This is a genomic window from Methylobacterium sp. W2, assembly GCF_020662345.1.
Taxonomy (GTDB): domain Bacteria; phylum Pseudomonadota; class Alphaproteobacteria; order Rhizobiales; family Beijerinckiaceae; genus Methylobacterium.
In genome coordinates this window covers 1-17,774 of the sequence record NZ_VMOA01000030.1, presented here as the reverse complement: position 1 = coordinate 17,774, position 17,774 = coordinate 1, and the positions used below count along the sequence as shown (strand labels likewise).

General features: G+C 69.9%; 15 protein-coding genes and 1 pseudogene. 10 read left to right on the top strand and 6 right to left on the bottom strand.

Annotation, left to right across the window (positions count from 1 at the left end; all coding sequences use genetic code 11):
- Positions 1-28: 28 nt before the first annotated feature.
- Positions 29-511 carry a hypothetical protein gene (locus FPV16_RS16590; protein ID WP_227439491.1) on the top strand — a complete coding sequence of 161 codons (483 nt, stop codon included), beginning with the start codon at positions 29-31 and terminating at the stop codon, positions 509-511.
- A 59-nt stretch (positions 512-570) separates the two neighbouring features.
- Here the strand turns inward: FPV16_RS16590 and FPV16_RS16585 are convergent, their stop codons facing one another.
- Complete coding sequence (locus FPV16_RS16585) at positions 571-1,518, bottom strand: GlxA family transcriptional regulator (protein WP_227439490.1); 948 nt, start codon at positions 1,516-1,518, stop codon at positions 571-573.
- A 119-nt stretch (positions 1,519-1,637) separates the two neighbouring features.
- Here FPV16_RS16585 and FPV16_RS16580 point away from each other — a divergent pair, with 119 nt between their 5' ends.
- From FPV16_RS16580 to FPV16_RS16550, 7 genes and pseudogenes are all read left to right on the top strand, one after another.
- Positions 1,638-2,432 (top strand): SDR family NAD(P)-dependent oxidoreductase, encoded by a 795-nt coding sequence (locus FPV16_RS16580; protein ID WP_227439489.1) that lies wholly within the window; start codon positions 1,638-1,640, stop codon positions 2,430-2,432.
- 87 nt (positions 2,433-2,519) lie between these two features.
- Positions 2,520-3,467, top strand: a complete 948-nt coding sequence (locus FPV16_RS16575) for a GlxA family transcriptional regulator (protein ID WP_227439488.1) — start codon at positions 2,520-2,522, stop codon at positions 3,465-3,467.
- 102 nt (positions 3,468-3,569) lie between these two features.
- Complete coding sequence (locus FPV16_RS16570; protein WP_227439487.1) at positions 3,570-4,016, top strand: (2Fe-2S)-binding protein; 447 nt, start codon at positions 3,570-3,572, stop codon at positions 4,014-4,016.
- Positions 4,017-4,029: 13 nt separating this feature from the next.
- A pseudogene (locus FPV16_RS16565) lies at positions 4,030-6,272 on the top strand (molybdopterin cofactor-binding domain-containing protein).
- A gap of 107 nt (positions 6,273-6,379) precedes the next feature.
- Positions 6,380-7,390, top strand: a complete 1,011-nt coding sequence (locus FPV16_RS16560; RefSeq protein ID WP_227439525.1) for an SLAC1 anion channel family protein — start codon at positions 6,380-6,382, stop codon at positions 7,388-7,390.
- 379 nt (positions 7,391-7,769) lie between these two features.
- Positions 7,770-8,588: a DMT family transporter gene (locus FPV16_RS16555; RefSeq protein WP_413629313.1), complete on the top strand. Its 819-nt coding sequence runs from the start codon at positions 7,770-7,772 to the stop codon at positions 8,586-8,588.
- A gap of 25 nt (positions 8,589-8,613) precedes the next feature.
- On the top strand, positions 8,614-9,630 hold the full coding sequence (locus FPV16_RS16550) for a zinc-binding alcohol dehydrogenase family protein (RefSeq protein ID WP_227439485.1): 1,017 nt from the start codon (positions 8,614-8,616) through the stop codon (positions 9,628-9,630).
- A gap of 32 nt (positions 9,631-9,662) precedes the next feature.
- On the opposite strand, the gene FPV16_RS16545 is transcribed toward FPV16_RS16550, so the two are convergent.
- Positions 9,663-10,541, bottom strand: a complete 879-nt coding sequence (locus FPV16_RS16545; RefSeq protein WP_027173208.1) for a LysR substrate-binding domain-containing protein — start codon at positions 10,539-10,541, stop codon at positions 9,663-9,665.
- 356 nt (positions 10,542-10,897) lie between these two features.
- Here FPV16_RS16545 and FPV16_RS16540 point away from each other — a divergent pair, with 356 nt between their 5' ends.
- A complete protein-coding gene (locus FPV16_RS16540; RefSeq protein ID WP_227439484.1) occupies positions 10,898-11,734 on the top strand; it encodes an alpha/beta fold hydrolase in 837 nt (278 codons plus the stop codon).
- Between the two features lie 22 nt (positions 11,735-11,756).
- On the opposite strand, the gene FPV16_RS16535 is transcribed toward FPV16_RS16540, so the two are convergent.
- The 4 genes from FPV16_RS16535 to FPV16_RS16520 all read right to left on the bottom strand — a co-directional run bounded on the left by FPV16_RS16535 (position 11,757) and on the right by FPV16_RS16520 (position 15,730).
- Positions 11,757-12,149, bottom strand: a complete 393-nt coding sequence (locus FPV16_RS16535; RefSeq protein ID WP_227439483.1) for a response regulator transcription factor — start codon at positions 12,147-12,149, stop codon at positions 11,757-11,759.
- Positions 12,150-12,336: 187 nt separating this feature from the next.
- Positions 12,337-13,008 carry a response regulator transcription factor gene (locus tag FPV16_RS16530; RefSeq protein WP_227439482.1) on the bottom strand — a complete coding sequence of 224 codons (672 nt, stop codon included), beginning with the start codon at positions 13,006-13,008 and terminating at the stop codon, positions 12,337-12,339.
- The gene (locus FPV16_RS16525) at positions 13,005-14,948 is read right to left on the bottom strand and encodes an ATP-binding protein (RefSeq protein WP_227439481.1); all 1,944 of its coding nucleotides are present in this window, start codon (positions 14,946-14,948) and stop codon (positions 13,005-13,007) included. The genes FPV16_RS16530 and FPV16_RS16525 overlap by 4 nt, the downstream gene beginning before the upstream one ends.
- On the bottom strand, positions 14,930-15,730 hold the full coding sequence (locus tag FPV16_RS16520; RefSeq protein WP_227439480.1) for a sensor histidine kinase: 801 nt from the start codon (positions 15,728-15,730) through the stop codon (positions 14,930-14,932). The genes FPV16_RS16525 and FPV16_RS16520 overlap by 19 nt, the downstream gene beginning before the upstream one ends.
- A 438-nt stretch (positions 15,731-16,168) precedes the next feature.
- Between FPV16_RS16520 and FPV16_RS16515 the strand changes: the two genes are divergently transcribed.
- A partial coding sequence (locus tag FPV16_RS16515; protein WP_227439479.1) for an FAD-dependent oxidoreductase occupies positions 16,169-17,774 on the top strand: 1,606 nt, incomplete at its 3' end.

Here is a 17,774-nt window from a genome sequence, read left to right as displayed (position 1 = left end):
TCGCGCGCGCAAGACGAGGAGCACACTCATGGCTGTGACGATCCGTGCCCTGGACCCTTCCTATACGACGCTGGGGATCGCCCTCCACTTCCTCGCCCGCCGCGCGCCCTTCTCCGGTTTCCGGTTCGGCGACCTGACCCAAACCGTGGACGACCAGATCCGCCGCGGCCATGCGCTCTTCGCCTTCGACGACAGGCGGGTCGTCGGCTATCTCGGATGGCATCTCTACAGCCACGCGGAGGCCCGTGACTTCGCCCGGACGGGAAAGCCCCCGCCCCTCGACCGGCCCGACGGCGCCGATGTGGCCTGGGTGATGACGGCGGCCGCGGCCGTGCCGCAGACGCTGATGGCCCTGGTGGAGGCCGGCAAGGCCCGGAACATCGGCCGCCGGGCGATGGGCGTGCGCTACAGGAAGACGGGCAAGCGCGTGATCTTCGATCAGCTGATCGCACCGCGCCGCGCGAATGGGGGGGCCGGTGAGGACGAGGATGGCGGCGGGCCTCAGCGTTAGGCAGCCCTTTCCGCGGCGGATTCTCCAAAGCCGGTTTCGCAGACGCGGCCCCGCGGACGTTACGCGGCGGACTGATCCACCAGGCGCAAGCCGCGACGCAGGCTCTGCGGCCCCTGGCCGAACGTGCGATGGAAGGCGCGCCGCATCCGGTTGCGATCGGCAAAGCCGGTGTCGCGGGCGACCACATCCATCGAATGGCGGCCGTCCTCGAGCATGAGCTGGGCGGCTTCCAGCCGGAGACGCTCGACCGCCTTCGCCGGGGATTGTCCGGTTTCCTCCCGGAAGATCCGGCTGAACTGGCGCGGGCTCACGCTCGCGGCATCGGCCAGTTCCTCGACGGTGAGGGGATTGCGCAGGTGCTCCCTGGCATAGACCAGGGCGCGGCGGACGCGGTCCGACCGGGGCTCCAGTTCGAGGAGCGCCGAGAACTGGGACTGGCCGCCCGGCCGGCGGTGATAGACCACGAGCTTGCGCGCGATCCTCCGCGACAGCTCCACCCCGTGATCGTCCTCGATCAGGGCCAGCGTCAGGTCGATGGCCGCGCTCATCCCCGCCGACGTCCAGATATGTCCGTCGGCGACGAAGATGCGATCGTCGTCGACGCGAATGAGGGGAAACCGCTCCTGCAGGTCGCGGGCATGGGCCCAATGGGTGGTGGCGGTGCGGCCGTCGAGCAGACCGGCCTCGGCCAGGGCGAAGGCCCCCGTGCAGAGGCCCGCCACCCGGCGCGAGGTCCGGCCGGCCTCGGCGATGTAGCTGCGCAAGGCGGGCGTGAGCGGACGGGGCACCAATTCCCCCACGACCATCAGGGTGTCCGGCGCGAGGGTGAGCGGAACGGTCTCGATCCGGATTCCCAGCGAGGACCGGATCGTCGCCCCGTGCTCGGACATCACCGTGAGACGGTAGGCCTCCGCTCCGAGTTCCATATTGGCGAATTCGAAGGCCGACAACGCGGCCAATCCCATGACCTGGAACCCGTCCTCCAGGATGAAACCGACATGGCGCATGGTCACTCTCCTGGCGGTGTCCTGATTTGACGCTTTTACGTCATTTCGGACATCGCCGTCCAGCGCTAGCGTCGTGACATCGGCACTGGCTGCCCACGCTTCTCGAAAGGACGAAGACCATGACCGCAGCAAAGGGAACCGTACTCATCACAGGGGCCTCCTCGGGCATCGGCGCCGTCTACGCCGACCGCTTCGCCCAACGCGGCCACGATCTCATCCTGGTGGCCCGCACCAAGGACAGGCTCGATGCGGTCGCCGACACGCTCGCCCGTCGCCACGGCGTCACGGTTCGCGCGGTCGAGGCCGATCTGACCGACCGCACGGGCCTCGCCGAGGTCGAAGACATCCTGAAGACCGACGCGCGCATCACGCATCTCGTCAACAATGCCGGGTTCGGCAGCGCCGCGCCGCTGGCCTCCGCTTCGGTGGACGAGATGGAACGGATGATCGCGATCAACGTAACCGCGCCGACGCGGCTGACCTACGCCGCCGTGCCGTCCTTCACGGCGCGCGGCACGGGCACGATCATCAACATCGCCTCCATCGTCGCCATCGGGCCGGAGGTGCTCAACGGCGTCTATGGCGGCTCGAAGTCGTTCATCCTGGCGTTCAGCCATTCGCTCGCCAAGGAACTCGCCGGCACCGGCGTGTCGGTGCAGGTCGTGCTGCCCGGCGCGACGGGCACGGAGTTCTGGGACATTGCCGGCCTGCCCGCGAGCAACCTGCCGGAGGGATGGGTCATGTCCGCCGCCGACCTCGTCGATGCCGCCCTGGTCGGCCTCGACCGGGGCGAGTTCGCCACCATCCCGTCCCTGATGGATCTCGGCGAATGGGAGGCCTGGGAGACGGCGCGCCAGACCATGCTGCCGCATCTGTCGAGCGCCGTGGCGGCCGAGCGGTATCGGGCCGCGTAGGCACGAGACGGGCGAGTAGTTCGAACTTCCCGGTTCTGCGCTAAGCTCGCTGCATCCTTCCATGACTTCGGGTGCAGGGAGAAAGCCATGCTGACGATCGGCGTTCTGGCGATTCCCGATCTCAAGCTGATGTCGCTCTCGGCCATGGCCGTGTTCCAGGTGGCGAACAACGCGGCCGGCGAGCCCGTCTACGACCTGCGCCTGATCTCGGAATCCGGCGGTCTCGTTCAGACGAATGCGGGCTTCTCCGTCATGACCGAGCCGCCCGGCGAGGCGGCGTTCGATACCCTGATCGTGAGCGCCTTCACCGGCGCGAGCGCGGCCTCGCCCGCGCTCCTCGCATTCGTGCGCCGGGCGGCGGGACAGGCCCGGCGGGTCGCCTCCTTCTGCAGGGGGAGCTTCGTCCTGGCGGAAGCGGGCCTTCTCGCGGGCCGTCAGGTGACCGCCCATTGGGGCGACAACGCCGAACTCGGATCCCGCTTTCCCGACCTGCGCGTGGAGACCGACCAGCTCTACGTCAGGGACGGATCGGTCTGGACCTCGGCCGGCATGACCGCCTCGATCGATATGGCCCTGGCGCTCGTGGAGGACGATCTCGGGCCGACGGTGGCCCGGGATGTGGCCCGCCGGATGCTGCTGGAACGCCGGCGGTTCGGCGGACAGCAGCAGGCCTCGACCCTGCTCGACCTGCAGCCGAAATCCGACCGCATCCAGCGGGCCTTCGAGTTCGTGCGCGCCAATCTACGGGAGACGTTGAGCGTGGCGCGCCTCGCCGATGTCGCCCGCCTGTCCCCCAGACAGTTCAGCCGGGCGGTCCAGGCGGAGTTCGGCCTGTCACCCGCCAAGGTGATCGAACGTCTTCGCGCCGATGCCGCTCGCGTCCTGCTGCTGCGGAGCCGGCACTCCCTGGACATCGTCGCCGCCGAATCCGGCTTCACCGACAGGGAACGGATGCGCCGCGCCTTCATGCGGATCTACGGCCGGACCCCGCAGGAGATCCGGCACGGCGCCCTGCGTGACAGGCGCGCCGCCTGAACGGAGGCATGTCCGAAAACGCTGCGTTTATGGCATTTGCGATGGCCGACATCGTCCTTATTCATAATACTGCGCTTTGCGAAGGGTATCGAGGAGACGGTCATGGTCGATCTGACGGTCAATAGCCGCCAATATGCTGTCGATGCCGAACCGGATACTCCGCTCCTGTTCGTTCTGCGCGATACGCTGGGCCTGAGCGGCACCAAGTATGGCTGCGGCATCGGTCAATGCGGCGCCTGTACCATCCTGCTCGACGGGCAGGCGACGCGGTCCTGTCAGGTCCCGCTGGAGAGCGTCGGCACCCAGGCCGTCACCACCATCGAGGCGATCGAGCGGGATTCGGTGGGAGCCAGGGTCGTGGCCGCCTGGATCGGCAGCGAGGTTCCGCAATGCGGCTATTGTCAGTCGGGCCAGGTCATGGCCGCCACCGGCCTCCTCAAGAACACCCCGAAGCCGACCGAAGACGACATCGCCGCCGCGATGACCAATCTCTGCCGCTGCGGTACCTACAACGCCATTGCCGCCGCCGTGCGGCAGGCCGCGGCCTGAGGGGAACGGCGCCATGAACGACCTCACTCCCCCGCTGCCGCTCGCCGGCGGCCGCGAGCCGATCCGCAACCTGTCGCGCCGCGGCTTTCTCGGCGCCGCCACCGGCGCCCTCGTGCTCGGCGTCCATCTCGGTCCCGCCGGGGCCCAGGAGCGGGCCGAGGGCGCGGCCGCCATTGCGCCCAAGCCCGGAACCCGCGTCGCGGCCTTCCTGGAGATGAGGCCCGACGGCACGGTGCGGCTGCTCAGCCCCTTCGTCGAGGGAGGGCAGGGCATCAATACCGGCCTCGCCCAGACCATCGGCGAGGAATTCGACCTCGACCCCGCGCGTTTCGCCGTCGAATGCGCGCCGCCCGGCCCCGACTACGCCGTGGTCAACGGCCTGCGCATGACCGGCGGAAGCTTCTCGACCCGCTCCAGCTACGCCGCCATGCGGCGTCTCGGCGCCACGGCCCGCGAGATGATGCTGCGCGCCGCCGCCGCCAAGCTCGGTGTCGCGCAGGACCAGCTGACCACCGATGACGGCCGGGTGATCCACGCCGCCTCCGGTCGCTCCCTCGGCTATGGCGAGCTCGCCGCCGCCGCCCTCGCGCTCCCGCCGCGGGACGACGTGCCGCTGAAGGACCCGAAGACGTTCCGCTGGATCGGCAAGCCCGTCGCGCGGCTGGACATGCGTGACAAGTCGACGGGCCGGGCCGTCTACGCCATCGACATCACGGTCGACGGCATGCTGCACGCGGCGGTGCTGCATGCGCCGCATCTCGGCACCGAGCCGCAGGCCGTCGCCAATGAGAGCGACATCCGCGCCATGCCGGGCATCCATTCGGTGCATCGGCTGCCGGGCGCCGTGGCGGTGGTCGCGGACAGCTGGTGGCGTGCGCGCAAGGGCGCGGAAGCCCTGCAGGTGAGTTGGACGAACCCCGCAGCGGACGGGGTCGCCACAGTCTCCAAAACCTTCTCGGCGGCGGCGATGCTCGCGGCCCTGAAGGGGTCGACGGAACCCGGCCTCTCGGCCGAGCAAGAGGGCGACGTCGCGGGCGCCTTCGCGGGTGCGGCCAAGATCGTGGAGGCGGAATACGACGCGCCCTACCTCGCCCATGCGCAGCTCGAACCGCCCTCGGCGGTGGCTCGGTTCGCGGCGGACGGCACCCTCGACCTGTGGCTGCCCAACCAGATGCCGGAGCTGTTCCAGCAGGTCGCCGCCGGCGTCGCCGGGCTCCAGCCGATGCAGGTGCGCATCCACTCGCCGCTGCTCGGCGGCTTCTTCGGGCGGCACTTCTACTATGGTCCCGCCAACCCGTTCCCGCAGGCGATCCTGCTCGCCAAGGCGACCGGTCGGCCGGTGCGGGTGCTGTGGTCGCGCGAGGAGGAGTTCGGCATGGACGCGGTGCGTCCCCTGAGCTTCGCCCGGTTCCGCGCCGCCCTCGGGAGCGACGGGATGCCGGTCGCCCTGCAGACCACGGCAGTGGGCGAAGGCCCGATCGGACGCTGGTTCGGCGCCCTGTTCAAGTCGCCTGTAGATTCCTCCGTGGTGGAAGGCCTCGACAAGAAGCCCTACGCGATCCCGAACCGCATGCTCGACTACGTGAAGGTGCCCCATCCGGTGACGATCGCTTCTGGCGCTCGGTCGGGCACTCGATGAACGACTTCTTCTACGAGAGCTTCCTCGACGAGATCGCTCAGGCCGGAGCGAAGGACCCGTTCGCCCTGCGCATGACGCTCCTGAAGGACAGCCCGCGGCATCGGACGCTGCTGCAGGCGGTGGCCGATCTCTCCGGAGGCTGGAAGCGCGGGCCGTTCGAGGCGGCCGACGGCACGCGCCGTGCGCGCGGCGTCTCGATGGCCTCGCCCTTCGGCTCGGAGACGGCAACCATTGCGGAGGTCTCCCTAAAGGACGGCGAGGCGCGGGTGCACGATCTCTGGATTGCGATCGATCCGGGCAGCGTGGTCAACCCGGCCATCGTCAAGCGGCAGGTGGAGAGCGCGGCCGCCCTCGGCCTGTCCTCGACGCTGCTGGAACAGGTCGTCTACGAGGGCGGGCAGCGGCAGGCGCGGAACTTCGACACCTATCCGATCCTCGACCGGGAGCGCATGCCGCGGGTCCATGTGACCATCGTCGAGAGCGGGGCGCCCATGGGCGGCATCGGCGAGCCGGGCCTGCCCGGAGTGCCCCCGGCCGTGGTCAACGCGGTCGCCGCCCTCACGGGCCGTCGCGTGCGCAGCCTGCCGCTCGCGAACACCCGGCTCTCCGACGCCTGAGCCCGACGGTATCCCCGCGATGCCCCCATGGCCGGGGCGGATAGGGCCCTTTTCCGCTGGCCGTTAGGAGAGGATGTTCAATGCCCCCCGACGGAGAAACCCTGGCGATGACGACACCGGTCGTCGCGGACGGCACGGCGCAGGTTGCCCCCCTGCGCAGACCGCTGTTCGACTACCTGCCGGTGGGCCTGTTCGGCTCGGTGATGGGGCTGATGGGGCTCGGCGTCGGGTGGCGGCTCGCGGGCGCACGCCATGGCTTCACCACCCTGATCGCCGACACGATCGGCTGGACGGCGCTCGCCGCCTTCGTCGTGCTGGCGCTGGCCTACGGCGCGAAGGCGGTGACGGCCCGGCCGGCCGTGCTCTCCGAGTTCCGGCACCCGATCGCCGGCAACCTGTTCGGCACGGTACCGATCAGCCTGCTGCTGCTGCCGTTCGTGCTTCAGGGGCTCAGCCCGCGTCTTGCCGCCACGGCCTGGATCCTCGGTGCGGCCGGCATGCTGGTCTTCGCCTTTCTCATCGTGAGCCGGTGGATGGGCAGCCGGCACCAGCTCGCCCATGCGACGCCGGCCTGGATCGTGCCGGTCGTCGGACTCCTCGACGTGCCCCTGGCCGCACCGTCGCTGGGTCTGCCCCATACGCAGGCGCTGGCCATGTTCTCCCTCAGCGTCGGGCTGTTCTTCGCCGTCCCGCTCTTCACCCTGATCTTCGCCCGCCTCGTCTTCGAGGAGCCGCTCGCCCCGGCGCAACGGCCGACCTTGATGATCCTGGTGGCGCCCTTCGCCGTCGGCTTCTCCAGCTACGTCGCGACGGTCGGCCGGGTCGATGCGTTCGCGGAGGCCCTGTTCTTCGTTGCCCTCTTCGTCTTTGCCATCCTGGTCGGACGCCTGCGGGACCTGCCGCGATGCTGCCCGTTCCGGGTCTCGTGGTGGGCCGTGAGCTTTCCCATGGCCGCGATGGCGGTGGCGGCCTTGCGCTATGCCGGGCATGCCGGGACCATCGCGGCCGATATCCTGGCCGTGCTCCTCCTCGGCCTCGCCACGGTGACCATCGCCGGTCTCGCGCTGCGTACGGTCCTCGGCATCGCGCGGGGCGAGTTGCGTGAGCTCGCGAGCTGATCAGAATCGTCCAGAAGAAAAACCGATCCCTCCGATCAGAACTATGCGCTTATCGGATCGCTCGCCCCGCAGCATGCTGCCTGGGCTCGGGCGATCACGGCGCGCTCCACGGACGCTCCGCTTCGGACTACGGGCACCCTCTCAGCGCGTGACACCGACGAGACCAGCCATGTCCGCCTCAGCGATCGCCCCCGCCCATGTGGTCCCCCGAACCCCGACGGGGCTCGCTCCCGCGCGCCGCCTCGTCGGTCTCGCCGAGGAGCGGCGGGATGCCAAGGAGCAATGGGATGCCAAGGAGCAGTGGGATGCGAAGACATGGGGCTCCTCCACCCTTCTTCTCGGCGGCGCGATCCTGCTCTGGGGCGCGAACTGGCCGGTGATGAAACTCGGCCTGGGCCACGTCTCGCCGCTCTGGTTCTCGGCCCTGCGGTTTGCCACCGGCGCGATCTGCCTGTTCGCCTGGCAGGCCGCCCGTGGCGAGATCCGCCTGCCCCGGCGCGGGGATCTGCCCGTCGTCGCCTCCATCGGCCTCCTGCAGATGATGCTGTTCACGGCGCTGGGCGCCCTGGCGATGACGCGGCTTCCCGCCGGCCGCTCGGCGATCCTGAGCTACACGACTCCGATCTGGGTCATCCCGGCGGCGCTCCTCGTCTTCGGCGAGCGCATCGAGCGGCGGCGCTGGATCGGACTCGGCCTCGCGGGCATCGGTGTCCTCATCCTGGTCAATCCCTACGCCATCGACTGGCACGACCGGGACGTGGTCGGCGCCAACGCGATGCTGCTCGCCGCCTCCGCCGCCTGGGCCGCGTGTCTCCTGCACCTGCGCTACGGGCGCGGACCGTCCTCGGCCATCCAGCTCGCCCCCTGGCAGATGCTGCTCGCCGCCTCCGTCCTGGCTCCGGTGGCGCTCGTGGTCGAGGGGCCCTTCAGCGGAGACGGCACGGGGGCGTTCTGGGCCTGCCTCGTCTTCGTCGGACCCGTCGCCACCGCCTTCTGTTTCTGCGCCGTCAACGCCGCGAGCGCGCGGCTGTCGGCGAGCACGATGTCGACCACCATGCTGGCGGTGCCGGTGACCGGCCTCCTGACCTCTGTCGCCATCCTGCACGAAGCGCCCGGCCCCGACCTGATCCTCGGCTCCCTCGCGATCGTCCTCGGCGTCGCGGCGAGCGCCGTCCCGTCACGCAACTCTCGCTCCTGACCTTCCGCACACGAGGACCACCCGGATGAAAGCCGTCGGTTTCTACACCTCTCTGCCCATCGAGGACGACAAGGCCCTCCTCGACCTCGATCTCCCCGCCCCGATACCGGGTCCGCGCGATCTCCTCGTCCGGGTGAGGGCGGTCTCGGTCAACCCGGTCGATACCAAGGTCCGCGCCCGGGCCGTGCCCGCCGACGGACAGCCGCACGTGCTCGGCTACGACGCCGCCGGAATCGTCGAGGCGGTGGGTGCGGAGGCCGGCTTGTTCAAACCTGGCGACGCCGTGTTCTATGCCGGAGCCCTCGGGAGACAGGGCACGAACGCCGAGTTGCATTGCGTCGACGAACGGATCGTCGGCGCCAAGCCGGCCACGCTCTCCTTCGCCGAAGCCGCGGCCCTGCCGCTCACCGCGATCACCGCCTGGGAAGCCCTGTTCGACCGGCTCAACGTGACGACGCCCGTTCCAGGGGCCGGCAACGCCGTGCTGATCGTCGGCGGGGCGGGAGGCGTCGGATCCATCGCGACGCAGCTCGCCCGGCGGCTCACCGACCTCACCGTGGTCACCACCGCCTCCCGTCCCGAGACCGCCGCCTGGAGCCGCGACCTCGGCGCTCACCACGTGATCGACCATACAAGGCCGCTCGGCGCCGAGTTCACCGCGCTCGGGCTCGGGGCGCCGGCCTTCGTCTTCTCGACCACCAACACCGACCAGCACGTGGCGGAGATCGCCGAATTGATCGCCCCACAGGGCCGCTTCGCCCTCATCGACGACCCGGCGGTCCTCGATGTGATGCCGTTCAAGCGCAAGAGCGTGTCGACGCATTGGGAATTCATGTTCACGCGCTCGATGTTCGAGACCGCCGACATGGCCGCGCAGGGTCGTCTCCTCGGCGAGGTCTCGCGCCTCGTGGATGCGGGCACGCTGAAGACCACTGTCGCCGAAAGCTTCGGCCCGATCTCGGCCGCCAACCTGAGGCGCGCCCATGCCCTGATCGAGAGCGGCCGGGCCAAGGGCAAGATCGTCCTGGAGGGCTGGGCGTGAGAGGCCGGGCATGAGAGGCCGCGAAAGCCGGGTCAGGCCGCGAGGGTGAGCGCGTCGTGGCTGGCCAAGCTCTGGGTCAGGAAGGTGATCAGCGGGGCGACGAGGTCCGGCGCGCGGTCCTCCCCCAGCACGGTGACGTCGGTCATCGGCAGGGCCGGCCACAGGTCCGGCGCGCGCAGGATCTGCATGCCCTCCTGCATGAAGGAACGCCCCAGCAACGTCACCCCGAGGCCGCCCGCGACGGCGGCCTGCACCCCCATGAGGCTGCTCGCCGTGCAGGCGGCGATCCAGTCCCGGCGCACGGAATCGAGGGCGGCGATCATCGACTCGCGGTAGGTGCAAGGCGGCGACAGCATCACCAGGCGGGCCGGCTTGTCGAAGTCGAGCCTGTAGTCGACGGAGGCCAGCCAGACCAGCGGCTCGCGCCAGATCACGCGCCCCCTGGCCTGCGCGCCGCTGCGCTTGGCGATGACCGCGTCCAGCTGATCCGCGTTGTAGGCCGCCAGCAGGTTGCAGCTGAGCCCCGTCATCAGGTCGATATGCACGTCCGGATAGAGGCGCCCGAACCGGGCGAGGAGCTTGGGCAGCTGGCCGGGAATGAAATCCTCGGCGACCCCGAGGCGCAGGGTGCCGCTGGCGGGCGGATCGCGCCACGTGCGCATGAGCCGATCGTTGAGCTCGAGCATCTGGCGCGCCGCCACGAGCAGCCGCTCGCCGTCGAGGGTGAGGCCGAGCGTGCGGCTCGTCCTGTCGAAGACGCGCCGTCCCAGGATCTCCTCGAGCCGGAGGACCTTCTGGCTCACGGCCGATTGCGAGCGGTGCACCACGTCGGCGGCGGCCGTGAAGCTGCCGGTCTCGGCCACGGCGACGAAGGCCCTCAGCAGGTCGAGTTCGAGATCGGGAGAGCGCATCGTTCCGTCGATGTCCAGTCTGGTTCGCGCCGGTCCCCTCGCCATCCCGCGGGCCCGCGCCCGAGGCGAGCGGCCTCACGACGACAATGACCGCATTCCGGAGAAACGAACATCGTAGAGTTCCGATCGCATCCAGAAGCCGATCGAATGGAAGCGGCCCCTCCCGCAAAGCCGCCCCGCGCCGGGGCCGATCAGGGCGGCATCGTTCCGGTATCCGGTCTGTGCCGGGCCGGGACGTCCGACCGGCGGCAGCGGCAATGGCGCATTCGTCCAAGCGGTGACGCGAATCGTCAAGCCGGCGCGGCGCCGGGCTTCCTAAGCTCGGACCAGCTCCCTCCCGAATCGGACATCCTCCCATGCCCTTCGTCACCACCCAGGACGGCGTCGAGATCTTCTTCAAGGATTGGGGTCCCAAGAGCGCCCAGCCGATCGTGTTCCACCACGGCTGGCCGCTCTCGTCGGACGATTGGGACACGCAGATGCTGTTCTTCCTGCATCACGGCTACCGGGTCGTGGCGCATGACCGGCGCGGCCATGGCCGCTCGGCCCAGGTCGATGGCGGCCACGACATGGATCACTACGCCGCCGACGCCTTCGCGGTGAGCGAGGCGCTGGACTTGCGCGACGCCGTGCATATCGGTCATTCCACCGGCGGCGGCGAGGTCGCCCGCTACGTGGCGAGGCACGGAGAGCCGGCCGGCCGCGTGGCCAAGGCCGTGCTGGTCTCGGCGGTGCCGCCGCTGATGCTCAAGACGGAGGCCAATCCCGAGGGTCTGCCGATCACGGTGTTCGACGGGTTCCGCGCGGCCACCGCCGCGAACCGCGCGCAGTTCTTCCTCGATGTGGCGAGCGGCCCCTTCTACGGCTTCAACCGCGACGGCGCGACCGTGCAGCAGGGCGTGATCCGGAATTGGTGGCGCCAGGGCATGATGGGCAGCACGAAGGCCCATTACGACGGTATCAAAGCGTTCTCCGAAACCGACCAGACCGACGACCTCAAAGCCATCACCGTGCCGACCCTGGTCCTGCACGGCGAGGACGACCAGATCGTCCCGATCGCGGATGCCGCGCTGAAATCGGTCACGCTTTTGGCCAATGGCACGCTCAAGACCTATCCGGGCTTTCCGCACGGGATGCTCACCACCCACCACGACGTCATCAACCCCGACCTCCTGGCCTTCGTGAAGGGCTGAGCGGGCTCTTTCGCGACGGCGGTCACGCGGTCGCGTCCCTCGCCGACCCGCCCGTCAGAGCGTGCTCCAGGGAGCGGATAATCGTCGCGCCGTCGCAGGGCTTGCCCAGAAAGTCGCTGGCGCCCGCCGCCAGGACGGTGTTGCGCAGGGCCTCGGTGGGGAATGCCGTCACGAAGATCACCGGCACCCGCGATCCCAGGGCGAGCAAGCCCTGGTGCATCTCCACGCCGGTCATGCCGGGCATCTGCACGTCGGTGATGACGCAGTCGGGCGCGTCCACCGGACAGGTCTCCAGGAAATCCCGAGCCGAGGCGTAGATACGGGCCGTGTAGCCGAGGGAGCGGACGAGGCTTCCGGTCGCCACGCGCACGTCCTCGTCGTCGTCGACGATCGCGATCACAGGCAGTGCTGGCATTCGATTGACCTACGGGGTTCACCTTCCGGTCCGTCGGACCGGGAATTCTTGGACCGGGAATTCTTGGACCGGGAATTCTTGGACCAGGGAGCGTTGGCCCAAGCCGAGATATGGTCCCTCGCACCGCGGGTTGAAATCATACGGAGGTTTGCCGGCCTCCCCCTTTCGGCGAAGGCCGGCGGATCGGTCACCGCGACGGCGCGCCGCCGGCATGCGAGATGCCGAGGGCCTCGGCGCTGCGAACGAGATCGGCCAGGGAGCGCGCCTTCATCTTGCGCATGACGTGGCCCCGGTGGATCTTCACCGTGATCTCGCTGAGCCCGAGATTGCCGGCGACCTGCTTGTTCATCAGGCCGGCGGTGACCTGCGCCATCACCTCGCGCTCCCGCGCGGTGAGGGTCTCGTAATCGGCCCTGAGATCGTCGAGGGCCGCATGCGCGCTACGCTGAATCGCGTCGCGCGCCAGGGCGGTGCCGATGGCATCGAGGAGGTCCTGCTCGCGGAACGGCTTGGCGAGGAAATCGACCGCCCCGGCCTTCATCGCCCTCACCGTCATCGGAATATCGCCGTGCCCTGTCATCAGGATCATCGGCAGGTCGATTCCGAGGGCGCTGAGCTGGCCCTGGAACTCGAGGCCGCTCACCCCCGGCAGGCGGACGTCGACCACGAGGCAGCCGGCGCCCAGGGGGCGCGGCGCGGCCAGAAACTCCGTCACCGACGCGAAAGCGGCGCAGGCGAGATCGATGGAGCGGAGCAGGCCGGACAGGGCCTCCCGGATATCCGGGTCGTCGTCCACGACGAAGACGGTCTGCCTCGCGGCCGATGCGCGTGCCGGCCCCGCCGCATTGCCTCGGATCATGGTGCCCTCTCGGCCGTCGTCGGTATGGTGAAGTGGAAGGCGGCGCCCGGATCGTCATGACCGCTGATCCAGAGGCGCCCGCCATGCGCCTCGACGATCGAGCGGCAGATCGCCAGCCCCATGCCCATCCCGTCCGCCTTGGTGGTGAAGAACGGCTGGAAGACCCGCTCGACCGCCTCCGCCGCGATCCCCCCGCCGCTATCGGCGACGGTGAGGCGGACATGCTCCGCCCCGTCCGGCGCGACGCGGACGGTGAGAAGGCGGGGCCGATCCGTGACCGTCGCCATGGCCTGGATCGCATTCACCATCAGGTTGATGAGCACCTGCTGCAGCTGCACCCGGTCGCCGTGGACCAGGGTCACGTCGGAGGCGACGTCGCGAATCAGGCGCACGCCGCCGCGGACCATCTCGCGCTCCACCAGGAGCACGGATTCGCCGATCATCTCCCGCAGGTCGAGCCAGTCGCGCGGGGGCGGCGTCTTGGCGAGAAAGGTCCGGATCCGCGACACGATCTCACCCGCCCGGGTGCCGCTCGCCACCACCCGGGTCACCGCGGCCGAGACCTCGCCGAGGTCCGGCGGGGTCCGCTTCAGCCAGCGAAGGGCCGCCTCGCCATTGGTGACGATGGCCGCGAGGGGCTGGTTCACCTCATGGGCGATGGAGGCGGTGAGTTCGCCGAGCGTCGTCACCCGCGCGGTGTGGGCGAGCTCGGCCTGGACCGCCAGCAGCGCCTCCTGCGCCTGCTTGCGCTCGGTGATGTCGACGGCAAAGACCAGCACGCCCTCGAACCCGTCCGCGTGAGACGGGAAGGTGATGCCGAAGAGGATCGGCACCGGATCGCCCGAGAGCGAGCGGATCGTGGTCTCGCCCTCGAAGAAGGTCTCCCCCCGCGCGAGCGCCAGCAGGGACTCGATGAAGGTCGGCTCGTCCTCGAACAGGAACGCGTCGAGGGATTGTGGCGGCGAAGCGCCCGCATCGGCGCCGATCAGCCGCCGCAATTCGGCATTGGCGTCGACGATGGTGACGCTGCGGCGGAGATCGCGGACGACCTCCGGATGGGCGTGGAGATGGGCACGAAGGGTCGTGGCCGCATGGCGCGGGACCGCGTCGAGGACCGCTTTCACCCCGCGCCAATCCTGCTGCAGGATCGCGACGCGCGCCGTGTCGAAGATGGTGCGGTAGCGCCGCTCGCTCTCCGCCAGGGCGGCATGGGCGCGCTTGCGCTCGGTGATGTCGGTGTTCGTCTCGAGGACTGCGAGGGGCTGGCCGCCGGCGTCGCGCTGGAGCGACCAGCGGCTCTCGACGACGACCCTGGCGCCCGACCGCACCGTCTGGACGAGTTCGCCCTCCCACCGCCCGTTCCGCATCAGCGCGGCCCGGATCGCCGCCTCGCCATCGGGGAAGGCCGTGCGCAGGAGGACGTGCACGTTGCGCCCCCGGACCTCGTCCCGGCGCCAGCCGTAGAGATCCTCCGCGGCGCGGTTCCAGAACGTCACCGTGTCGGTGGGCGTACGCACGAAGATCGGATCGTGGGTGAGTTCGAGCAGTTCGGCCTGCTCTGCGAGGATGCGGGCCGCCGCTTGGTTGCGCAGCACCAGGAGCGCGCTGATCGCGATGGCGGCGAGGCTGACCAGGGCGCGCAGCAGCGCCGAATCGCTGTCGAAGAAGCGATGCGACAGGAAATAGGCCACGGCCGTGAGGAACAGGCAGCCGGCAGCGGTCAGGATCACCCCGTTCCGCCGGAACGCCCGCGCGGCGATGAGCACGACGACCACGTAGAGCACGGCGACCGCGCCTTCGAGGGGCGTGAACCCGTCGACGAGGAAGATCGCCAGGGCGAGGCCGAGGGCGAGGCCACCCAGGAGCCGGCCCGTCCGGCGGGTGTCCGGGACGATCCCGGAACGGAGAGGCGAGGGGGCCGCTACGACAGGCGCGTCCATCGTCCCTCCCTGGCCTCGACACGGCGCCGAGGCACCCCGTCGTCCGGCCAGTCGGCACACGGCACCGTGACGGAGAACCGGGAGCCGACGCCCTCCACCGACCGGACCGTGATCCTGTGATCCAGGGCCTGCGCCGTCTGGCGCACGATCGCCAGACCGAGACCGAGGCCCGGCTGGGTGTGCGCGCGCCCGCCGCGATCGAAAGCATCGAAGAGGGTCGCGAACCGCGAGGCCGGGATGCCGTCCCCCCGGTCGTGGACCGCGATCTCCAGGTTCCGCCCGCGCCGGCGACATCCGATCAGGACGGTCCCGTCGCGGCGGGAATACTTGATCGCGTTGCCGATGAGGTTGCGCAGGATCGCCATGAGCATGGTTGGATCGGTCTCGACCCTCCTCGCCGATGGCCGGAAGCGTAGCGTGATCCCGCAGGCGCGGGCATGGCCGCTCCACTCCGCCTGCAGCTGTTGGAATACGCGGCGCAGGCAGACGGCCTCGCGATGAATCACCGGGCCGTCGCGGAGCTGCGAGGAGCGCGCGAGGTCGTCGAGGTCGTGGCCGAGCCGGTGAAGGGCGCCCGTGGCGATGCCGAGGCGGGCGGCGACCTCCGGGTCGGAGCTGCGCTGCAGCGCGCGTTCGATCGCCATCACCGCGACCTGGAGCGGCTGCTTCAGGTCGTGCCCTGCGACGGCGAGGAGACGGGACATGGCGGCGCAGGCGGTCTCGGCGCTCATGCCGGCCTCCGCCCGTCCCGCCGGACCCTGTGCATGAACGGCCTGACGCATCGCCATCTCCCCATTTCCGGCGGCCTGGTCGGCGGATGAATGCCTCGGCCGTTCGAGCGAACCATGAAGCGTGGCCGGATGCCTGTGAACTATACTGTCGTTTATTGGCGTGGGGGCGCGGCGTTCGCGGGGATGATGACGGGACCGGGCTGCACAGCCGCTCCGGTCGCCATGGAACATCATAGGCCGGACCGCCCGTCTTGCACGGACGATCCATGATTTGAACGATCCGCGTCCACCGGAGGAGCATCGCTCTTCTCGAGCGCGTCACCCCGATCGAGCACCGGCCGGGAATTGGCGCCGGACCGTGCAAAACATCGCGTGATCGGACAAGCCAGGCGCTATCCTATCCTTAGCAGTGACAGTGGTGGTTGCGGGACGGGACGCCATCCGGGGCAGGGGTGGCACGTCGCATTCGACGAGACGGAGTGATCCGAGATGACCGACACCCTCCTCCCGGTGGACTCCGACGGCGACGACCGGGCGGCGCAGACCTTTCCCCGCCTCGGCGCGGAGATGGAGCGCCGCGTGGCCGGCTACGGCAGGGCGGAGACCCTGCCGGCGGGCACCCTCATCTTCGCCAGAGGCCAGCGGCGGGTGGATTTCTTCCTCGTCCTCGCCGGCCGGATCGAGATGTTCGAGACCGACCATGACGGGGCCGCCAGGGTTTTCGTCGTCCACACCGAGGGGCAGTTCACGGGCGAGCTCGACCTGTTCAACGACCGGGAGATCCTGGTCTCGGGCCGCACCGTCGTGGAGACGCGGGTGGTGCGGATCGACCGCGTCGCCTTTCGCCGCCTGGTCACCGCCGAGCCCGATATCGGCGAGGTCATCATGCGGGCCTTCATCCTGCGCCGGGTCGGCCTGATCCGCCACGGGCGGGGCGGCGTCGTCCTGATCGGACCCGGCCATCAGCGGGAGACCCTGCGCCTGGAGCGCTTCCTCGTCCGCAACGCCTACCCGCACCGCATCCTCGACACCGCGAGCGACCCCGCGTCCCGCCACGCCCTCGACGGGTTCGGCCTGACCGAGGCCGACCTGCCGGTGGTGATCGCACCGGGCGCGGCGGTGATGCGCAATCCCACCAACGCGGCGCTGGCGGACGCCCTTGGTCTCACGGAGGCGATCGACCCCGGCCGCGTCTACGACGTGGTGGTGATCGGCGCCGGACCGGCGGGCCTGGCGGCCGCCGTCTATGCCGCCTCGGAGGGGCTCGACACCATCGTCATCGAAGGGCTCGCGCCCGGCGGCCAGGCCGGCACCTCCTCGAAGATCGAGAACTATCTCGGCTTTCCGACAGGGATCTCCGGCCAGGCCCTGGCCGGCCGCGCGCAGGTCCAGGCCCAGAAGTTCGGGGCGCGGCTCGCGATCTCCCGCATGGCGACGGGGCTCGATTGCGGCGGGTCGCCGTTCCGGGTGATCCTCGAGGATGGCACCGCCGTCCCGGCGCGCGCCGTGATCGCCGCCACCGGCGCCCGCTATCGTCGCCTCGACCTGCCGCGCTACGCGCATTTCGAGGGGCAGGGCATCCATTACGCCGCCACCGCCATGGAAGCGCAGCTCTGCGCCGGCGAGGGGGTGATCGTGGTGGGGGGCGGCAACTCGGCCGGCCAGGCGGCGATGTTCCTGTCCCGCACGGTGGCGCATGTCCACCTCCTCGTGCGGGCCACCGGCCTCGCCGCGACGATGTCCGACTACCTCGTGCAGCGGATCGCGTCGTCGCCGCGCATCACCCTGCATACACAGACCGAGATCACGGCGCTGCTGGGCGACGACACCCTGACATCGGTGACCTGGACCGACCGGGCGAGCGGGGTCAGCGAAACGCAGGCGATCGGCAACGTCTTCGTCATGATCGGCGCCGTGCCGAATACCGGATGGCTCGCCGACTGCCTCGGCCTCGATCCGAAGGGGTTCGTGCCGACCGGCCTGCGGAGCGACGGGACGCCTGCCCTGTCGCCCTACGCCACGGTGGTTCCGGGTCTCTACGCCGTCGGCGATGTCCGCGCGGGCTCGGTGAAGCGGGTCGCCTCCGGGGTGGGGG

Excerpts from the sequence above, each read along its gene's own strand:
- FPV16_RS16525 (WP_227439481.1), bottom strand. The coding sequence starts at position 14,948 with ATGGACGCGCCTGTCGTAGCGGCCCCCTCGCCTCTCCGTTCCGGGATC.
- FPV16_RS16585 (WP_227439490.1), bottom strand. The coding sequence starts at position 1,518 with ATGCGCCATGTCGGTTTCATCCTGGAGGACGGGTTCCAGGTCATGGGA.
- FPV16_RS16590 (WP_227439491.1), top strand. The coding sequence starts at position 29 with ATGGCTGTGACGATCCGTGCCCTGGACCCTTCCTATACGACGCTGGGG.
- FPV16_RS16520 (WP_227439480.1), bottom strand. The coding sequence starts at position 15,730 with ATGCGTCAGGCCGTTCATGCACAGGGTCCGGCGGGACGGGCGGAGGCC.
- FPV16_RS16535 (WP_227439483.1), bottom strand. The coding sequence starts at position 12,149 with ATGCCAGCACTGCCTGTGATCGCGATCGTCGACGACGACGAGGACGTG.
- FPV16_RS16575 (WP_227439488.1), top strand. The coding sequence starts at position 2,520 with ATGCTGACGATCGGCGTTCTGGCGATTCCCGATCTCAAGCTGATGTCG.
- FPV16_RS16545 (WP_027173208.1), bottom strand. The coding sequence starts at position 10,541 with ATGCGCTCTCCCGATCTCGAACTCGACCTGCTGAGGGCCTTCGTCGCC.
- FPV16_RS16550 (WP_227439485.1), top strand. The coding sequence starts at position 8,614 with ATGAAAGCCGTCGGTTTCTACACCTCTCTGCCCATCGAGGACGACAAG.
- FPV16_RS16580 (WP_227439489.1), top strand. The coding sequence starts at position 1,638 with ATGACCGCAGCAAAGGGAACCGTACTCATCACAGGGGCCTCCTCGGGC.
- FPV16_RS16555 (WP_413629313.1), top strand. The coding sequence starts at position 7,770 with ATGAAACTCGGCCTGGGCCACGTCTCGCCGCTCTGGTTCTCGGCCCTG.
- FPV16_RS16570 (WP_227439487.1), top strand. The coding sequence starts at position 3,570 with ATGGTCGATCTGACGGTCAATAGCCGCCAATATGCTGTCGATGCCGAA.
- FPV16_RS16560 (WP_227439525.1), top strand. The coding sequence starts at position 6,380 with ATGACGACACCGGTCGTCGCGGACGGCACGGCGCAGGTTGCCCCCCTG.
- FPV16_RS16540 (WP_227439484.1), top strand. The coding sequence starts at position 10,898 with ATGCCCTTCGTCACCACCCAGGACGGCGTCGAGATCTTCTTCAAGGAT.
- FPV16_RS16530 (WP_227439482.1), bottom strand. The coding sequence starts at position 13,008 with ATGATCCGAGGCAATGCGGCGGGGCCGGCACGCGCATCGGCCGCGAGG.